The 17,782-nt window shown below is 68.7% G+C and carries 14 protein-coding genes; 4 read left to right on the top strand and 10 right to left on the bottom strand.

Annotation, left to right across the window (positions count from 1 at the left end; genetic code table 11):
* Positions 1-622 precede the first annotated feature (622 nt).
* Both cydB and KDB89_RS12820 read right to left on the bottom strand, forming a co-directional pair.
* Positions 623-1,699, bottom strand: coding sequence for a cytochrome d ubiquinol oxidase subunit II (gene cydB, locus KDB89_RS12825; RefSeq protein ID WP_219081652.1), 1,077 nt, complete (start codon positions 1,697-1,699; stop codon positions 623-625).
* Between the two features lie 13 nt (positions 1,700-1,712).
* The gene (locus KDB89_RS12820) at positions 1,713-3,194 is read right to left on the bottom strand and encodes a cytochrome ubiquinol oxidase subunit I (RefSeq protein WP_219081650.1); all 1,482 of its coding nucleotides are present in this window, start codon (positions 3,192-3,194) and stop codon (positions 1,713-1,715) included.
* A gap of 78 nt (positions 3,195-3,272) precedes the next feature.
* Between KDB89_RS12820 and KDB89_RS12815 the strand changes: the two genes are divergently transcribed.
* Positions 3,273-3,614 (top strand): BlaI/MecI/CopY family transcriptional regulator, encoded by a 342-nt coding sequence (locus tag KDB89_RS12815; protein ID WP_219081648.1) that lies wholly within the window; start codon positions 3,273-3,275, stop codon positions 3,612-3,614.
* 135 nt (positions 3,615-3,749) lie between these two features.
* Here KDB89_RS12815 and KDB89_RS12810 read toward each other — a convergent pair whose 3' ends face one another.
* The 7 genes from KDB89_RS12810 to KDB89_RS14705 all read right to left on the bottom strand — a co-directional run bounded on the left by KDB89_RS12810 (position 3,750) and on the right by KDB89_RS14705 (position 13,549).
* Positions 3,750-4,985 (bottom strand): PPK2 family polyphosphate kinase, encoded by a 1,236-nt coding sequence (locus KDB89_RS12810; RefSeq protein ID WP_219081645.1) that lies wholly within the window; start codon positions 4,983-4,985, stop codon positions 3,750-3,752.
* A gap of 257 nt (positions 4,986-5,242) precedes the next feature.
* Positions 5,243-6,100 carry a VOC family protein gene (locus KDB89_RS12805; RefSeq protein WP_219081643.1) on the bottom strand — a complete coding sequence of 286 codons (858 nt, stop codon included), beginning with the start codon at positions 6,098-6,100 and terminating at the stop codon, positions 5,243-5,245.
* A 235-nt stretch (positions 6,101-6,335) separates the two neighbouring features.
* Positions 6,336-6,878 (bottom strand): HdeD family acid-resistance protein, encoded by a 543-nt coding sequence (locus tag KDB89_RS12800; protein WP_219081641.1) that lies wholly within the window; start codon positions 6,876-6,878, stop codon positions 6,336-6,338.
* Between the two features lie 283 nt (positions 6,879-7,161).
* Entirely contained in the window at positions 7,162-9,129 is a 1,968-nt protein-coding gene (locus tag KDB89_RS12795; protein ID WP_219081639.1) for an ABC transporter ATP-binding protein, read from the bottom strand.
* Complete coding sequence (locus KDB89_RS12790) at positions 9,126-10,871, bottom strand: ABC transporter ATP-binding protein (RefSeq protein ID WP_219081637.1); 1,746 nt, start codon at positions 10,869-10,871, stop codon at positions 9,126-9,128. The genes KDB89_RS12795 and KDB89_RS12790 overlap by 4 nt, the downstream gene beginning before the upstream one ends.
* Positions 10,865-11,458, bottom strand: a complete 594-nt coding sequence (locus tag KDB89_RS12785; RefSeq protein WP_219081635.1) for a TetR/AcrR family transcriptional regulator — start codon at positions 11,456-11,458, stop codon at positions 10,865-10,867. The genes KDB89_RS12790 and KDB89_RS12785 overlap by 7 nt, the downstream gene beginning before the upstream one ends.
* A gap of 942 nt (positions 11,459-12,400) precedes the next feature.
* Positions 12,401-13,549 (bottom strand): DUF4031 domain-containing protein, encoded by a 1,149-nt coding sequence (locus tag KDB89_RS14705; RefSeq protein WP_255555943.1) that lies wholly within the window; start codon positions 13,547-13,549, stop codon positions 12,401-12,403.
* Positions 13,550-13,591: 42 nt separating this feature from the next.
* Here KDB89_RS14705 and KDB89_RS12775 point away from each other — a divergent pair, with 42 nt between their 5' ends.
* From KDB89_RS12775 to KDB89_RS12765, 3 genes are all read left to right on the top strand, one after another.
* Positions 13,592-14,464: a DMT family transporter gene (locus tag KDB89_RS12775; protein ID WP_219081633.1), complete on the top strand. Its 873-nt coding sequence runs from the start codon at positions 13,592-13,594 to the stop codon at positions 14,462-14,464.
* Positions 14,465-14,494: 30 nt separating this feature from the next.
* The gene (locus KDB89_RS12770) at positions 14,495-15,697 is read left to right on the top strand and encodes a phosphotransferase (protein ID WP_219081631.1); all 1,203 of its coding nucleotides are present in this window, start codon (positions 14,495-14,497) and stop codon (positions 15,695-15,697) included.
* Between the two features lie 103 nt (positions 15,698-15,800).
* Entirely contained in the window at positions 15,801-16,208 is a 408-nt protein-coding gene (locus KDB89_RS12765) for a hypothetical protein (protein ID WP_219081629.1), read from the top strand.
* A 56-nt stretch (positions 16,209-16,264) separates the two neighbouring features.
* Here KDB89_RS12765 and lysS read toward each other — a convergent pair whose 3' ends face one another.
* Positions 16,265-17,779, bottom strand: a complete 1,515-nt coding sequence (gene lysS / locus KDB89_RS12760; RefSeq protein ID WP_219081627.1) for a lysine--tRNA ligase — start codon at positions 17,777-17,779, stop codon at positions 16,265-16,267.
* Positions 17,780-17,782: the final 3 nt, after the last annotated feature.

Raw genomic sequence — 17,782 nt, 5'->3', positions numbered from 1 at the left:
TTCCGGCGGACCTTTCGCCTCGCTCAAGGCGTTTCGACAGGCTCAACGACCCGGGGCGGGGAACGGGAGGGCCCCGCACCATGCGGTGCGGGTGGGACCTTTCGCTTCGCTCAAGGCGTTTCGACAGGCTCAACGACCCGGGGCGGGGAACGGGAGGGCCCCGCACCATGCGGTGCGGGTGGGACCTTTCGCTTCGCTCAAGGCGTTTCGACTGGCTCAACGACCCGGGGCGGGGAACGGGAGAGCCCCGCACCATGCGGTGCGGGTGGGACCTTTCGCTTCGCTCAAGGCGTTTCGACAGGCTCAACGACCCGGGGAGGGAACGGGAGGGCCCCGCACCATGCGGTGCGGGGCCCTCGCTCTGGCTCCCTGAGCCGGTCTGCCCGGTTCCCTGAGCCTGTCCTCCCGGTTCCCTGAGCCTGTCCTCCCGGTTCCCTGAGCCTGTCGAAGGGCGCCGAGCGGAGCGAGGTGGGCTCCCTGCGCCGCTTCCCGACTCCCGGGGTGGCGTGCACAACGATGCCTATGTCGTGCGTGCTGGCACATACGCTCAGCGCTCCCGGTATAGGCAATTGTTGTGCCCGGTTCCCTGGCTTGGCCGAGTCCCCTGAGCCTGCCGAAGGCGTCAGGCGGCGGGCTCGACCTCGTCGGGGATGTTCTTCGTCGAGATGCGACGGTGGAACACCCAGTAGCTCCAGCACTGGTAGGCCAGCACGATCGGGACGAAGATGATCGCGGCCCACATCATGATGGTCAGGGTGGTCTCGCTCGAGGCTGCCGTGATGATGTTCAGGCGCTCGGTCGCCGCCACGGTCGTGTCCTGAGCGAAGCCTAGGTTGCCGTAGAGCTTGATGAAGATGCCGATGAACAGCGTCAGGATCGTCGCGCCGGTCAGGATGAAGCCCCAGCCGTCGCGGCCCTTGCGGATCATCAGCGTCGCGCCCGCGATGCAGACGATGGCCAGGATCCCGCAGATCCACGCGGCGACGGTGAAGTCGCCGAACTCGGAGTTCGCCGGGTAGAAGATGTTCTGGCACAGCACGAAGGCCGCGACGAGCACCGTCGCGACGATGCCGGCCTTGCCGCCGAAAGCCTCGGCCCGCTCGTGGATCTCGTACTTGGTCTTCAGTGCGATGAACGCCGAGCCGTGCACGAGGAACAGCGTCACGAGCATCACGCCGCCGAGCAGCGCGAACGGTCCGAACAGGCCCCAGAAGGAGCCGTTCCACAGCAGATTGTCGTTGGCCAGCCCGATGATGAAGTTCGCGAACCCGACGCCGAACACCAGCGAGGGCAGGAAGGAACCGATCGTCGCGAACCAGTCGAGCATGTTGCGGTAGCGGGTATCGGGGTGCTTCGAGCGGTACTCGAAGGCGACGCCGCGCAGGATCAGGCCGACCAGCACGAGCAGCAGCGGCAGGTATAGGCCGGAGAACAGCGAGGCGTACCAGCCTGGGAACGCCGCGAACATCGCGCCGCCTGCGGTCAGCAGCCACACCTCGTTGCCGTCCCAGACAGGGCCGATGGTGTTGACGATGACGCGCTTGTCCTTGTCGTTCTTGCCGAGGACGGGGATCAGCATGGCCACGCCGTAGTCGAAGCCCTCGAGGAAGAAGTAGCCGAGCCAGAGCACGGCGACCAGGCAGAACCAGACGGTGGCGAGCACGGGCACCTGGGGTGCGCTCTCAAGAAGGTGAAGCATGTCGTCCGTCCTCTCAGTACGCGAAGGTCAGGGGGGCGTCGGGATCCTTGATGACCTCAGGTGGAGCGACGTCGGGCAGGCCCTTCTTCGCGTACTTGAGGAACAGCCACACCTCGATCACGGCCAGGAAGCCGTAGATCAGCGTGTAGACGATCATCGAGAACAGGACCTCTCCATTGGAGACGGTCGGGGACACTCCTGCGGCGGTGGGCAGTACGCCGGCGACGAGCCACGGCTGGCGACCCATCTCGGTGAAGATCCAGCCGAAGGAGTTGGCGGCCAGCGGCAGCAGCGGCATGGCGAACATCAGCAGGGTCCAGATGCGACCCGCCGGGGGGAACTTGTTCTTGCGGGTCATCCACAGCGTCAGCAGTGCGAGCGCGATGCCCAGCATGCCGCAGCCGATCATCAGACGGAACGTCCAGTAGGAGACCGCGACGTTGGGCATCGGGTCGACGTCGTGGGTGGCGGCAAGGGTCTCGGCGTACTGCTCCTGGAGAGTCGTCTGGCTGCCGTCGCGGCGCATGAAGCCGTCGGTGGCGAAGCTCTCGCGCAGGTCGTTGATGCCGAGGACCTCGTCGTGGCCGGACAACGCGGACAGGAGTCCGGGCACCTCGAGCGAGAAGACCGCCTCGGTTCCCTCGCGGTTGCCGATGGTGAAGATGGAGAAGGGGGCGTTGGTCTTGGTGTAGAACAGAGCCTCGGCCGCCGCCATCTTCATGGGCTGGACCTCGGTCATCACCTTGGACTGCAGGTCGCCGGTGTACATGGTGACCGCGGAGGCGATCAGCAGCACGACCGCGCCGAAGCGTGTGCCGAAGCGGTAGGTCTTGGCGTCGCCCTCGCGGGCCTCGCCGTCGCGGCCGATCTTCGCCAGATGCCAGCCGGAAATGGCGGCGATCAGGCCGCCCGCGACCATGTAGGCACCCGCGATGACGTGCGGGAAGGTGACGAGGAACACGGGGTTGGTCAGCACCTCGAGGAAGCCGGAAACGCCGTCAAGCTCCGCGCGGCCGTTGTTGTAGATGGTGCCGACGGGGTTCTGCATCCACGAGTTGGCGGCCAGGATGAACACAGCCGACAGCATGGTGCCGAACGCGGCGAGGTAGATGCACATCAGGTGCAGACCCTTCGGCAGCTTGTCCCAGCCGAAGATCCACAGGCCGATGAACGTCGACTCGAGGAAGAAGGCGAGCAGCGCCTCGAGGGCGAGCGGGGCGCCGAACACGTCGCCGACGAAGCGGGAGTACTCGGACCAGTTCATACCGAACTGGAACTCCTGCACGATGCCGGTCACCACGCCGAGCGCGAAGTTGATCAGGAAGAGCTTCCCGAAGAACTTGGTCAGCCGGAGGTACTGCTCGTTGCCGGTGCGCACCCAGAAGGTCTGAAACACGGCCACCAGCATCGACATGGCGATCGTGATCGGCACGAAGAAGTAGTGGTAGACAGTGGTGATCCCGAACTGCCATCGGGACAGGGCTACAGCGTCCATGGCGGAAAACTACTACTCGAGGTCGTAAACCGACAACATGTCGCAAAAAATCCGCGCGGCGGGCCCTATGCTGAGCGCATGCCGTCCCGGGGAGAGCTTGAGCAACGCATCATGGAGGTGCTCTGGTCCTCCGACGCGCCCAGGAGTGTCGCCGACGTACACGCGATCCTGACCGTCGAGCGCCCGCTCGCCTACACCACCGTCATGACGGTGCTCGACAGGCTCGCGAAGAAGGGGCTGGTGACCCGTGAGCTGGTCGCCCGCGCCTGGCGCTACGAGGCGGGCTACTCGCAGTCCGACCTGCTCGCCGCCGAGCTCGCCACAGCCCTGCAGTCCGTCTCGGGTTCCGTCCGGCGGGAGGCCCTCACGCGGCTGGCGAAGCTGCTCTCCGACGAGGACCTCACGGCCCTCCGCGACTGACCGTCGCCCGCCCCGTCGCCTCCGTCCGCCAGGTCATGCTGTCGGCATTCCGTGCATAAAAGTGGCCAGAGCCGCAGCACGCGGATATACGAGGCGTGCTGGGGACCTGGCCACAGTTGTGCGGTTGAGTGGACGTCAGGAGGACTTCTTGGCCTTCTTGCCGCCCTTCGACGAGCCCTTCTTGCCCTTGCCCGAGGACTTCCCCTTGCCTGCGGACCTGCTGGCCTTGCCCGCTGACTTGTCGGCCTTGGGTGTGCTGACGTTCATCGAAGGATCGGCTGGGACCAGCTCCGGGGCGAGCGCCTGCAGCAGCTCCCGCTTCTGCCGAAGCGTGGTGGCCAGATCGTTCTCCCAGAAGGCGCGCTTCGCCTCGATGGCGGCGAAGGCGGCGTCCCGGCTGAGGTCGTCGTAGCGGTGGGTCTTGAGCTCGGCGGCGTCCTCGTTGACGTCGATGCTGGCCTCCATGGCCTCCAGCACGGTCGCCTTCGTCTCCGACAGCGACTCCGCGAGCGCCTGGGGGGTCATGGTGGCGACGAGGCGCTTGCGCTGGGCCTCCGGCTGCCAGCGGGGCCTCGGCCACTGGAGGTCCATCTCGATGAGGGTCCGGGTGAGAAACTCCGTGACGACCAGGCGCGAGAACCACTTGGTGTCGGCGGGCAGCACGTGCCACGGTGCGTGCGCGGTGGAGGTCAGCCGGAAGACGTCTGAATAGGCCTCCTGGTACGCGTCCCAGTTGGCGCGGGTCTTGAGGTCGCTCATCGAGTACTTCCAGCGCTTGTCCGGGCGGTCGAGGCGCTCCATCAGCCGCTTCGCCTGTTCCTGGTAGCTGACCATCAGCGCGAACTTCAGGATGCGCGTGCCGCTGTCGACGAGCGACTTCTCCCACTTGTTGATCTCGTCGAAGCGCTTCGACCAGACCTCCGGCTCGACGAGTTCGTCGACCCTCACCACGAGCACGTCCTCGTAGTGCGAGCGGTCGAACAGGCCGATCTGACCGGGCTTCGGCAGCGCCTTCTTGATCCTCCAGAGGTAGTGATGCGAGCGCTCCTCCGGCGTGGGGACGCCGAAGCTGCGCAACGCGACCCCCTGCGGGTCGACCAGCCCCATAACGTGGCGGGCGATACCACCCTTGCCTGCTGTATCGAGGCCCTGCACGATGATCAGCACGTTCTCGGTGCCGCCGGCGCGGCCGTTCGCGTAGAGCCGCTCCTGCAGCTCGGCAAGCAGCGCGCCCCGTTCGGCGATCAGTCTCTCGGCGTCGCGCTTCTTGCCGGTGAACCCGCCTCGCGAGGCGCGATCGAAGGCGGCGAGGTCGAAGTCCGGTCCGACGCGCAGCGTCTCTCGCGGATCTGAGGTCCACAGGTCAGCCATCGTCGGCTCCTCACTCTGGGCGGTGGGCCACAGTCTAGGACCGCGGCAGGGCCGTGACTAGGGACGAAGCGCACGCGATGGGCCGCGGCCTCCCCCTTGCAGACGCCAACGAAATACACGGACGCCAACGATATTCCCGCGATTATCGTTGGCGTCTGCGTACTTCGTTGGCGCCTGGGAAATATCGTTGGCGTCGGCAGGGGAGGCCCGAGGGCGAGGGCCGACCGGGAGGGGCGGGCCGCGGCGGGGAGGCCCCGTCAGCCGACGGCGAGGCGGATCTCGTTGTTCCACGGGTCGAGCACGCTCAGCGTCCGACCGTCGTGGCGCGTCGCATGGCCGGCGAACGTCAGGCGCTCGACCGCCCGGCCGAGTTCGTCGGCCGTGGGTACGAGGATGTCGACGACGCCCATGCCCAGCGTGTGGTCGCGAGGCCCCGCGCCCCGCGAGTTCCAGACGTTCATCGCCATGTGGTGGTGGTAGCCGCCGGCCGAGACGAACAGCGCGCTGCCGTGGAACGTCAGGGTCTCCTCGAACCCGAGCGCCGAGACGTAGAAGTCCCTGGCGCTCCGGATGTCTCCGACGCTGAGGTGAACGTGCCCGAGCTGGCCGGTCGCGTCTGGCAACGAGGCGGGATCGAGGCCTCCGAGGTGGTCGTTGACGAAGCGGGCCGGGTCGAGCGCGAGGGTGTCCATCGCGACCTGACCGTGCGTCCAGGTCCACGACTCCCGCGGCCGGTCGTGGTACAGCTCGACGCCGTTGCCCTCCGGGTCGGTGAAGTAGAACGCCTGCGAGACGAGGTGGTCGCCCGACCCGGCGTACGTCTGCGGGTACTTCGTGAACATGCTGACCAGCGTCGCCGCGAGGGCCTGCTCGTCGCGGTAGACGACGGCCGTGTGGAACAGCCCGGCCGCGCCGGGGCGGGCGGGACGCAGGTCCTTCGACTCTGTGAGTCGGACGACGGGGACGCCCGCCAGGCCGAGGGTGACGGCACCCTGCTCATCGGTGAGCGGCGTCAGGCCGATGCCGTCGGCGTAGTAGGCGAGCTGTGCGCCAAGGTCGCGCACGCGGAGCTCGAGTCGCCCCATGCGGGTATCCGCGGCGAGAGTCTCGGTCATCAGGTCCTCCGAAAAAGTTGAAGTGTCAACTAAAAGTAGCGCGCAACACGCGATGGCGCAAGGAGGGGGGCGTCTGGGCGGTGCCCGCACTCGCCGACACGGTTCGCGCCGTCGAGTTGCTGGATGGTGACTCTGACGTCGGGCCGCGAGCCGTGGGTGAGGTGCGCGGTGGCTGGTGGGCTCGTCGGACGCCAGCCCCTTCGTGACGGGGCTGGCGTCATCGCGTTGAGTGGGCTCAGCCCTTCCGGCCCACGAGCGCGCGGAGCACGTTCAGGATGCCGAGTACGACCAGGGAGATGCCGAGGAACCACCAGAGGAACACGACGCCCCACAGTGGGCTGCTGAGGAGAGTGAAGCCCGCGATCACGGACAGAACTGCGAACACGATCGTCAGCACCTTGGATCCGGACTGGCCGAGGGTGAACAGGGCGGTCAGGCCCTCGGCGATCCACATGACACCCACCATGATCGTGATGAACACGGCCAGGAATGCGGCCGAGCGCTGCAGGGAGGTGAAGGCGTAGACGCCCGCGACCATGTACAGCACGCCGAGAATGACGTGTCCGATCCGCCCGCCGACGCCGAGGCCCTTGGCAAGGAGCCCGAGCGCGATGTAGATGACGCCGGCGAGGAGCGCGTAGAAGGCCATGACGGCGGTGATGGCGACGGCGGCCTTGGTGGGCCAGACGAGCACCGCGATGCCGAATCCGGCAGCGACGATGCCCCCGATCAGGAGGGCAAGACGTGCGCCCTTGCTGGAGGAGATGGTCTCGGTCATTGGTTTTCGGCTCCTCGATGGGATGGTCGGGCGAGCGCCCGATGATCGGACTGTAGCGGGCGATGCGCTGTCTCGACCATGAGGCAGGGTGGACCGCAGAACCACGAGCCGGGTGGACCGCAGGCGCCAACGAAAAACACAGACGCCAACGATAATCGCGCGAATATCGTTGGCGTCCGTGCATACCGTTGGCGCCTGGGATTTTTCGTTGGCGTCCGCGGGGTGGGGGGGCAGGGGTAGCGAGGGGGTGGGGACGGGAGAGGGGTTCGGTCAGTGGGTAGGGTCAGTCCTCGATCGCGCCGGCGAACTGCGACTGGTACAGGTTGTAGTACGCGCCCTTCGCGTCGAGCAGCTGCTGGTGGTTGCCCTGCTCGACGATCGAGCCCTCCTCCATCACGAGGATGAGGTCCGCGTCGCGGATCGTCGACAGCCGGTGGGCGATGACGAACGAAGTCCGGCCCGCGCGCAGCGCGGCCATGGCCTTCTGCAGCAGCAGTTCCGTGCGGGTGTCGACCGAGCTGGTCGCCTCGTCGAGGATCAGCAGGCTCGGGTCGGCGAGGAATGCCCGCGCGATCGTGATCAGCTGCTTCTCGCCCGCCGAGACGTTCGAGCCCTCCTCATCGATCACCGTGTCGTAGCCGTCGGGCAGCGAGTGCACGAAGCGGTCGACGAACGTGGCCTTGGACGCCGCGACGATCTCCTCGTCGGTCGCGTCGAGGCGGCCGTAGGCGATGTTGTCGCGGATGGTGCCGCCGAACAGCCACGTGTCCTGCAGGACCATGCCGACCTCGGACCGGACAGCGGACCGCGGGACCGAAGCCACGTCGACGCCGTCCATGGTGATGCGGCCGCCGTTCAGGTCGTAGAACCGCATGATCAGGTTCACCAGCGTGGTCTTGCCAGCGCCCGTCGGGCCGACGATCGCGACAGTCTGCCCGGGCTGCGCCGTGAGGTTCAGGTTCCGGATCAGGGGGCGGTCGGGGGTGTAGGAGAAGTCGACGCCCTCGAACGACACGCGGCCCGCGATCTCCTTCGGCAGGTGCCCCTCAGGCTCGGAGGACATCTCGTCGGCGTCCAGCAGTTCGAACACGCGCTCGGCCGAGGCGACGCCCGACTGCAGAATGTTCGCCATCGACGCGACGGTGGTCAGCGGCTGCGTGAACTGGCGCGAGTACTGGATGAAGGCCTGCACGTCGCCGATGCTCATCGTTCCGGACGCGACCCGCAGACCGCCGACCACCGCGATCACGACGTAGTTCAGGTTCCCGACCAGGAACATGACGGGCATGATGATGCCCGAGATGAACTGTGCTCCGAAGCCCGCCTTGTACAGCTCCTGGTTGCGGCGGCCGAACTCCTCCTCGACCTCGCGCTGACGGCCGAAGACCTTCACGAGGGAGTGGCCGGTGAAGGCCTCCTCGATCTGGGCGTTCAACTCGCCGGTGGACTTCCAGTTCTGTGCGAACAGCTTCTGGGAGCGCTTGCCGATGACGGTCGTCACGATCATGGCGATCGGCACCGTGAGCAGCGCGATCAGCGCCAGCGTCGGGGAGATCCAGAACATCATCACGAGCACGCCGATCACGGTCAGCAGCGAGTTGAGCAGCTGCGACATGGTCTGCTGCAGCGTCTGTGACACGTTGTCGATGTCGTTGGTGACGCGGCTCAACACCTCGCCGCGGGCCTGCTTGTCGAAGTAGCTGAGCGGCAGCCGGTCCAGCTTCTCGGAGACGCGCTGACGGATCTGGAAGATCGTCTTCTGCACGGCGCCGTTGAGGATCCAGCCCTGCGCGTAGGAGAAGCCGAAGGAGACGACGTAGAGGGCGAGCACGACGATCAGGACGACGCCGACTGCGTGGAAGTCGATCCCCTGGCCGGGGGTGAAGTCCATGCTGCGCAGCATGTCGGCCATGTCGCCGTTACCCTGAGCGATCAGAGCGTCGATGGCCTGCTCCTTCGTGATGCCGGAGGGCATCTGGCCGCCGATGGCGCCGGCCAGCAGGAGGTTGGTGGCGCGCCCGAGGATCTTGGGGCCTACGACGCTCAGCGCGACGGACAGGACGCCGAGGCACAGCGCCGCGACGATCCAGTTGCGCTGCGGACGCAGGTAGCGGACGAGCCGTTTCAGGGAGACGCCGAAGTTGGCCGCCTTCTCGCCGGAGCCGCCCAGGCCCGGACCGCCCGGGCCGCGATGCCGCTGTCCGGCGTACTTCGGCCGCTTGTTGGCCTTGACCTTGATGGTGTCGCTCATGCCGCGGCCTCCTCTGCGCTCAGCTGCGAACTCACGATCTCCTGGTATGTCTCGTTGGTGGCGAGCAGTTCGGAGTGGGTGCCGCGGCCGACGATCTCGCCGTGCTCCAGCACGAGGATCTCGTCGGCGTCGGTGATGGTGGACACCCGCTGGGCGACGACGAGCACGGAGGCGCGGGCCGTCTCGGGCTCCAGCGCCGCCCGGAGGCGGGCGTCGGTCGCGACGTCGAGCGCGGAGAACGAGTCGTCGAAGACGTAGACGGAGGGCTTCTTCACCAGCGCCCTCGCGATCGCGAGGCGTTGGCGCTGGCCGCCGGACACGTTGGTGCCGCCCTGCGAGATCGGCGACTCCAGCTGGCCCTCCTTCTCCTCGACGAAGTCCCTGGCCTGCGCGACGGTGATCGCGTGCCACAGCTCCTCTGGGGTGGCGTCGGGGCGGCCGTAGCGCAGGTTCGACGCGATGGTGCCGGTGAAGAGGTACGGCTTCTGCGGGACCAGTCCGACGCGCGCCCACAGGTCGTCCGGGTTGAAGTCGCGCACGTCCACACCGTCGACCAGCACGCGGCCCTCCGTGGCGTCGAACAGGCGTGGAATGAGGTTGGTCAGCGTCGTCTTGCCGGACCCGGTGGAACCGATGATGGCCGTCTTGCGGCCGGGCTTCAGCTCGAAGGTCAGGTCCTTCAGCACGGGCTCCTCGGCGCCGGGGTAGCGGAAGGACACGCGGTCGAAGACGACATCCCCGCGTGCCTGAGGGGTCGGGGCGGGGTTGGCCGGCGGCGCGACGGTCGACTCGGTCTTCAGCACGGCGTCGATGCGGTCAGCACACACGGCGGCGCGGGGCGCCAGCACCAGCAGCATCGTCGTCATCATGACCGAGATCAGGATCTGTGCCAGGTAGGACAGGAATGCCGTCAGCTGACCGATCTGCAGGTCGCCGTTCTCGATGCGGAATGCGCCGAACCACATGACGCCCACCGTGGAGATGTTCATCACGAAGCCCACGAACGGGAACATGAACGCCATCAGGCGGCCGACCCGGGTGGCGGTGTCGACGAGCTCACCATTGGCCTTCTCGAAGCGCTGGGCCTCGTGCGGCTCTCGGACGAACGCCCGCACCACGCGGATGCCGGTGATCTGCTCCCGCAGCACCCGGTTCAGGGTGTCGATGCGCGTCTGCTGGATCGAGAACAGGGGGCTCATCAGGTAGATGAGGACCGCGATGCCGGCGCCGAGCAGCATGACGGCCGCGAGGATCGTCCAGGACAGCCCGACGTCCTCGCGCAGCGCCATCACGACGCCGCCGACCATGGTGATGGGCGCCGAGATGAGCACCGTCGAGATCATCAGCACCAGCTGCTGCACCTGCAGCACGTCGTTGGTGTTGCGCGTGATCAGCGACGGCGCGCCGAACTTGTTCAGCTCACGGGTGGAGAAGCCGAGCGCGCGGTCGAACACGGCGGCGCGGACGTCGCGGCCGAACTGCATCGCCGCGTTCGCCCCGGCCCAGACGGCGCCGACCTGCGCCAGACCCTGGACCGCGGACAGCGCAAGCATGATGCCGCCCGTGCGCCAGATGAAGTTGGTGTCGCCGGTGACGACGCCCTCGTCGATGATGCGGGCGTTGAGCGTCGGCAGGTAGAGGCTCATCACCGTGGCGATCAGCTGGAGGACCAGCACGACCGTGAGCAGCCCCCAGTAGGGCTTGATGAAGCGGCCGATGAGCCGCACGAGAGTGCCTAGCACTGGACATCCTTCCTGAGTGCCCCGTGGAGGGCGAAGGTGGTGAGGTCGTCGACGCCGAGGCGGGACGCGGTGGAGAAGTTCATGGCGTTGCCCATGGCGAGGAGGCTCAGCAGGTTCACATAGTCGCCGACGGGGCAGGTCAGTTCGCTCTCGTGGGGCTGGAACTGGGCGGTGAGCCACTCGTCCATCTCGATGCGCCTGGCGTCCAGCTCGTCCCTGATGCACGGGTTGGGGTGGTGCGGCGCCTTCCTGGGCCCGTGGACCAGCACCATCAGCGACCGGATGGTCGTGATGCGGCCGGCGATCAGGTCAAGGGTCGCGTGGGTCTTCTCCTCGAGGGTGGACCCGAGGCTGATGGTGGAGAGGGGGTCGCTGATCCGGCGGGCGGAGAGCGACTCGATGACCGTCGCCTCGATCAGGTCCTGCATCGAGTCGAAGACGCGGAAGATGGTTCCCTCGGCGACGCCCGCCGCCTCGGCCACCTGCTTCGTGGTGAGGCGGGTCCCCTGCTCCTGGAGCAGCGGGATCGTCGCCTCGATGATGGCCGCCCGCCGTCGCTCGGGTGGCATGGGTACTGCGCGTGACACGTCGATGAACTGTAGTGAGTGAATACTCACTCATCAAGTCGGTTCGCTTCCGGGTGACGACGTGGTCGACTGGCCTCGTCTCCCGGAGGCCACGCTCAGACGCAGACGCCACCCTTACCGACGGACGCTACCGTTCTCAACCGATGCCACCGCCATGGCGGTGGCATCTGCGAATAAGGGTGGCGTCCGTCGGTAAGGGTGGCGCGTGGGGTCGGGGCGTCGGTGGTTGGCTGCGTCCTCTCGCTGCGCTCGAGGCACCTCGACAAGCTCGGCGATCCGGGTGGGCTCGGCGAACCGGGTGGTGGGCTCGGCGAACCGGGTGGGCTCGGCGATCCGGGTGGGCTCGGCGTCCGGTTCGTTGAGCTCGTCGAAACGCCTTGAACGAAGTGAAAGGACCGGGCTTGGGGGTCGGGTCGTCGGTTCACGTTCTGCAGTTCTGCGTGGGGAGGGTTTCCCTCTCGCTTCGCTCGAGGCACCTCGACAAGCTCGGCGATCCGGGTGGGCTCGGCGAACCGGGTGGGCTCGGCGAACCGGGTGGGCTCGGCGTCCGGTTCGTTGAGCTCGTCGAAACGCCTTGAACGAAGTGAAAGGACCGGGCTTGGGGGTCGGGGTCGTCGGTCACGTTCTGCAGTTCTGCGTGGGGAGGGTTTCCCTCTCGCTTCGCTCGAGGCACCTCGACAAGCTCGGCGAACCGGGTGGGCTCGGCGAACCGGGTGGGCTCGGCGAACCGGGTGGGCTCGGCGTCCGGTTCGTTGAGCTCGTCGAAACGCCTTGAACGAAGTGAAAGGACCGGGCCTGGGGGTCGGGGTCGTCGGTTCACGTTCTGCAGTTCTGCGTGGGGAGGGTTTCCCTCTCGCTTCGCTCGAGGCACCTCGACAAGCTCGGCGATCCGGGTGGGCTCGGCGATCCGGGTGGGCTCGGCGAACCGGGTGGGCTCGGCGATCAGCGGTCGGTGAGGCTGGAGAGCTCGTCGGCGAGGTTGGCCCGGGCCTGGGCGTCCCACAGCTCCCGGCCGTGGGCGGTGTGGAACAGCGGATCGGCGGCGAGGAGACCTTCGAGGACCCGTGAGCGGCCGACGCGCCACGCGGCGTCGTCGACGTGGGCGTAGTCCAGGCGGACATCCCGCACGTAGACGTGGTAGCGGCCGGGGACCTGGCCGAGGATCGACAGGTCAGCGTCGGAGAGCAGCGCGCCACGCTCGTCGGTCGGGCGGTGGTCGGCGGTCATGCGGACCAGCCGCGCGACCTCCGCGACGCGGTGGGCGTCCAGCTGGCCGTCGAGCAGCCGCTCGGCGAGCCGGGCCGAGGCCTCCTCGTCGCCCGTGCTGGCCGCCTTGTTTGCGTCACCCGCGTTGGCCGCGTCGCCCGCGTCGCCCGCCCTGTCCGCGTCGCCCGCCCTGTCCGCGTCGCCCGCGTCGCCCGCGTCACCCGCGTCGCCCGCGTTGGCCGCGTCGCCCACGTCGCCCGCGTTGGCCGCGTTGGCCGCGTCGCCCGCGTCGGCTGCGTCGGCTGCGTTGGCTGCGTTGGCCGCGTCACCCGCGTCACCCGCGTTGGCCGCGTTGGCCGCGTCGCACGCGTCGGCTGCGTCGCCCGCGTCGCCCGCGCTTCCCGTGTAGACGGCGTCGTGGAACCAGGCCGCCAGCTCGACGATCGGGTCGTCGCAGCCGAGCACCTCCAGCGCGGCCAGGCACTGCCACAGGTGCCGCACGTCGTGGTAGTGCCTGTCCTTGTGGTGCCACCGGGCGAGCAGGTCGTCGCGGATGGCCATGGGCAGCCCCAGCGGAGCCCAGCGCTCCTGGACCCGCCGCAGCGCGGTGGCCCTCGTCGGCGTGCGCTCGGGAGAGCGGACGCGCAGCCCGCTGGCGGTGAGCCGCGCGACGAGGTCTTTCTCGCCGACGATCGTCGCGCCGGCCGCGATCAGCTCGCGGTACCGTGACTCGGGGACGTCGTAGTGGTCGTGGTCGAATGCCTGCGCCGGCAACCCGACGGTGCGGGCGAAGGCGTGCAGTTCCGCGAGCGTCGAATCGGACACCAGATGTCCGAAAACCGTGCCGTGCGCAGGCCAGCGGGCCGCGTCGAGGAGAATCGCCACGACACCACACTAGGCCGCCCCGGCGGCAGCGGAAGGAGACCCATGCGGCTGGCGACGGGAGCGATCCTGCTGGTCACGGCCATCTGGGGCTCGACCTTCTTCATCATCAAGGACGCCGTCAGCCGGGTCGACCCCATCGACTTCCTGGCCGTCAGGTTCCTGGTCGGCGCGCTGGTGCCGTCCCTGATCTTCCTTGGCCGGCTCCGGCGGCTCAGCTGGCGACAGTGGAGCATCGCGCTCGGCCTGGGCGTGCTCTACGGGTTCGCGCAGATCGCCCAGACGACAGGCCTCCAGACCACGGCGGCCTCCGCCTCGGGATTCCTGACCGGCGTCTACGTCGTGCTGACGCCCCTGATCCTGTGGGCCCTGTTCCGGGTGCGGCCGCACCGCGTCACCTGGCTGGCCGTGGCGCTGGCGATGGCGGGCATCGCGGTGCTGAGCCTGTCCGGCCTGACCGGCATCGGCCGCGGCGAGGCCCTCACCCTGCTCGGCGCGGCGCTCTACGCCCTGCACATCGTCATGCTCGACCGCTTCTCCCGTGCCATGGACCCCGTCAGCCTCGCGACGGTGCAGCTGATCGGCATCGCCATCATCTGCGGCGGCGCGGCGCTGCCGACGGGCATCGACTTCCCGCCCGACGGCGTCGTCTGGGCCGCCGTGCTGTACACGGCCATCGCAGCCGGCATCGTCACGATGGTGCTGCAGACCTGGGCTCAGCGGCACATCCCGCCGTCGCGCGTGGTGCTGCTGATGGCCTTCGAGCCCGTCTTCGCGACGCTCTTCGCCGTGCTGTTCGGCGGCGAGACCCTCACCCTGAGATTCCTGCTCGGCGGCTCGATGATCCTGGCCGCCACCCTGATCGGCGTCCGGGCAGGGCCGGGCGACCGCGCGGAACCCCTCGTCGCGGCAGACTAGGCGCAGCACACCGACGAAGGGACGTGGCCCGTGACCGGCTGGGATGAGAGCGACCAGGTCCGCTTCTTCACCGACGAGGCCGCGCCGGTGGTCGCCGCGCAACTCTCGACGGAGGCCACCGCAGAGCTCGTCGAGCTGCACCACCGCCCGGGGGCGGGCGTCTCGGGGCTGTTCGAGGTGACCGACGACGGCACCAGGCGCTACCTCGTCGCCACGACGGAGAACGTGCACGGCGACCTCGTGGAGGTCGAGGTGCCGCGCGGCCGGCTCCGCATCTGGGAGCATCCCGGCGACCCGCTCCTGCCGGGCCTCCCGCTGGCCAGCGTCCCGGCCGAGGTGCAGGCGACCTGGGGCGACGGGGCCAGGCTCCGATCGCTGGAGACCGTGACCTACCGGCCGCTGCGGCGCGCCGTGCTGCGCGCCACCTTCGACGGCGGACCCGGCCAGGTATTCCTCAAGGTTCTGCGCCGCGACGCCGACCTGCTGGCCCGACGACACCGCCTCCTGAGCGAGGCGGGGATTCCGGTGCCAAGCGTCGTCGGACCGGTGAGGCAGCAGGTCGTGGCCCTCAGCTCGGTGACGGGGACCCCGCTCGCCCAGGCGTTCATGGACTCCGCGGAGATCCCCCTTCCCCCCGCCCGGATCACCGAACTCGTCGACGCCATGCCCGATGACCTCACCACCCTGCCGGCCCGCGAGGCATGGACGGACCGCATCGTCGACTACGCGAGCGCAGCGAAGGTCGCCTTCCCTGCCGGAGCGCGGCGGATCGACGCCGTCGTCGCGACCGTGACAGGCATCCTGGACGGGGAACCCCGCGGCCCGGTCGTCGCGACGCACGGCGACCTCTACGAGGCGAACCTGTTCGTCGCCGACGGCCGGGTCAGCGGCGTCATCGACGTCGACGCCGTCGGCCCAGGGCACGCCGTCGACGACCTTGCCTGCTTCCTGGCCCACCTCGCGGTGCTCCGCACGATCCACCCCGGCTACGCCCACACGGAGGCCTTCCTCAGCTCCTACCTCGACGCGTTCTCGGCCTACGTCGACGCCCACGGAGCCAGCCGCGCCGGGCTCCTGGCCCGCACCGCCGCCGTCGTCTGCACGCTGATCGCAGGGGCCCGCGACGAGGGCCTGCCCGAGTGGGAGGCCGCCGCCGACCAACGGCTACGCATCGCGGAGGGCTTCGCCGCGCTCGCGTGGGGCTCGTGGCTCATCGCGCACCCCGGAGGTTGATGAGAGGACTCTCACGGCGCTCTCCTCTGCGTCTCAGCGCGCCCCTGTTCAGTGGTGTCAACAGGGAAACCGGGCCGAGGCCCCCACAGACAAGGAGACTCCCATGAGCAGGACAACCAACTGGATCCTCGCCGGCGCGTTCGGCATCGCCGCCCTCGGCGGCACGACGCTGGCCTTCGCCGACGACGCCGACACCCCCGACGAGGTCGCGCCCTCGTCCGCGGCGGTCTCGCCGCTCACCACCCCGACGTCACCCAGCTCGACGTCACCCACCTCGACGGGCACCTCCCCGGGCGCCTGGACCACGGCGTCCGCGGTGACGGCGGCCAGCCCGGTCTCCGCAAAGACCGCGGCCTCCGTGAAGACCGCCGTGTCGGCGAAGACGGTCGCCTCCCCGGTCTCTGCAAAGTCGGCGGTCTCGCCCGTCTCCGCCAAGTCGCCCATCTCTCCGGTCTCCGCGAAGTCCGCCGTGAGCCCGGTGTCCGCCCAGTCGGCCAGGTCGGCAGCCTGACAGACGACGAGGGCCCTCGACCAGCCGGTCGGGGGCCCTCGTGCGTCTCGGCGGGCTCAGCCCTGGGGGCGCAGCAGCGGGTAGAGGATCGTCTCGCGGATGCCGACGCCGGTCAGCAGCATGACGAGGCGGTCGACGCCCAGCCCGAGGCCGCCCATCGGCGGCACCCCGTACTCCAGCGCCTCCAGGAAGTCCTCGTCGAGCTGCATGGCCTCGGGGTCGCCGGCCGCGGCGGCCAGCGACTGGGTCATGAGCACGTCGCGCTGGATGACCGGGTCGATCAGCTCGGTGAAGCCGGTGCCGCGCTCCATGCCGCCGATGATGAGGTCCCAGGCCTCGATCTTGCCGGGCTCGCTGCGGTGCGGGCGGGCCAGCGGCTGCGCGACGGCCGGGTAGTCGCACACGAACGTCGGCTGGATCAGCGTCGGCTCGACGAGTTCCTCGAACAGCTTCATGACGAGCTTGCCCTCGGCGAACTTCGGGTCGAACTCGATCTCGTGCTCGTCCAGCAGCGCGCCCAGCCGCTCGGCGGGGGTGTCGGGCGTGATCTCCTCGCCGACGGCCGCAGAGACGCCCGGGTAGACGCCGAGCCAGGTCCACTCGCCGTCGAGGTTGATCTCGCCCTTCGACGTCTCGACGGTGCGGCTGCCGACGGCGTCCGCCGCGGCGACGATGATCGACTGGATCAGCGCCGCGATGGTCTTCTGGTCGCCCCACGACTGGTACGCCTCGAGCATGGTGAACTCGGCGGAGTGCGTGGAGTCGATGCCCTCGTTGCGGAACACCCGGCCCAGCTCGAACACGCGGTCCGCGCCGCCGACCATCGTCCGCTTCAGGTGCAGCTCCAGCGCGATGCGCAGGCTCATGTCGATGTCGAAGGCGTTGATGTGCGTCTCGAACGGGCGGGCCGCGGCGCCGCCGTGCACCAGCTGCAGGATCGGCGTCTCGACCTCAAGGTAGCCCTGGCCGTAGAGAGTGTCGCGGATCGCGCGCGTGATGGCGGAACGCTTGCGGACCATCTCGCGGGCCTCGTCGCGAACGATCAGATCCACGTAGCGACGGCGCACGCGGGCCTCCTCAGAGAGGTCCTTGTGCAGCACGGGCAGCGGGCGTAGCGCCTTGGACGCCATCCGCCACTGGTTCGCCATGATCGACAGCTCGCCGCGCTTGGAGCGGATGACGCGCCCCTGCACCCAGACGAAGTCGCCCAGGTCGACGTCGGACTTCCAGGCTGCGAGGGCCTCCTCGCCGATCTCGGCCAGCGACAGCATCACCTGCAGGCGCTCGCCGTTCTGTTCGGGGGCGAAGCCGTCCTGCAGCGTCGCGAAGGCCAGCTTGCCGGTGTTGCGGATGAAGACGACGCGGCCGCCGACGGTGACGACGTCCTGGGTCTCCTCGCCCGCCTCGAGCGCATTCCAGGCCTCGTTCGCGCGGATCTCGCTGAGCGTGTGGCTGCGGCTGAGGTCCGCCGGGTACACCTGGGAACCGGCGTCCAGCAGCCGCTGCCGCTTCTCCTTGCGGACGAGGGTCTGCTCGGAATCGGTCACTTCGGTGGGGGTGGTGTCAGTCACGCA

The sequence above is a fragment of the Tessaracoccus palaemonis genome (assembly GCF_019316905.1).
Classification (GTDB): Bacteria; Actinomycetota; Actinomycetes; order Propionibacteriales; family Propionibacteriaceae; genus Arachnia; species Arachnia palaemonis.
Note: the sequence above shows the minus strand (reverse complement) of the source record. Positions and strands in the feature narration are given on the sequence as shown.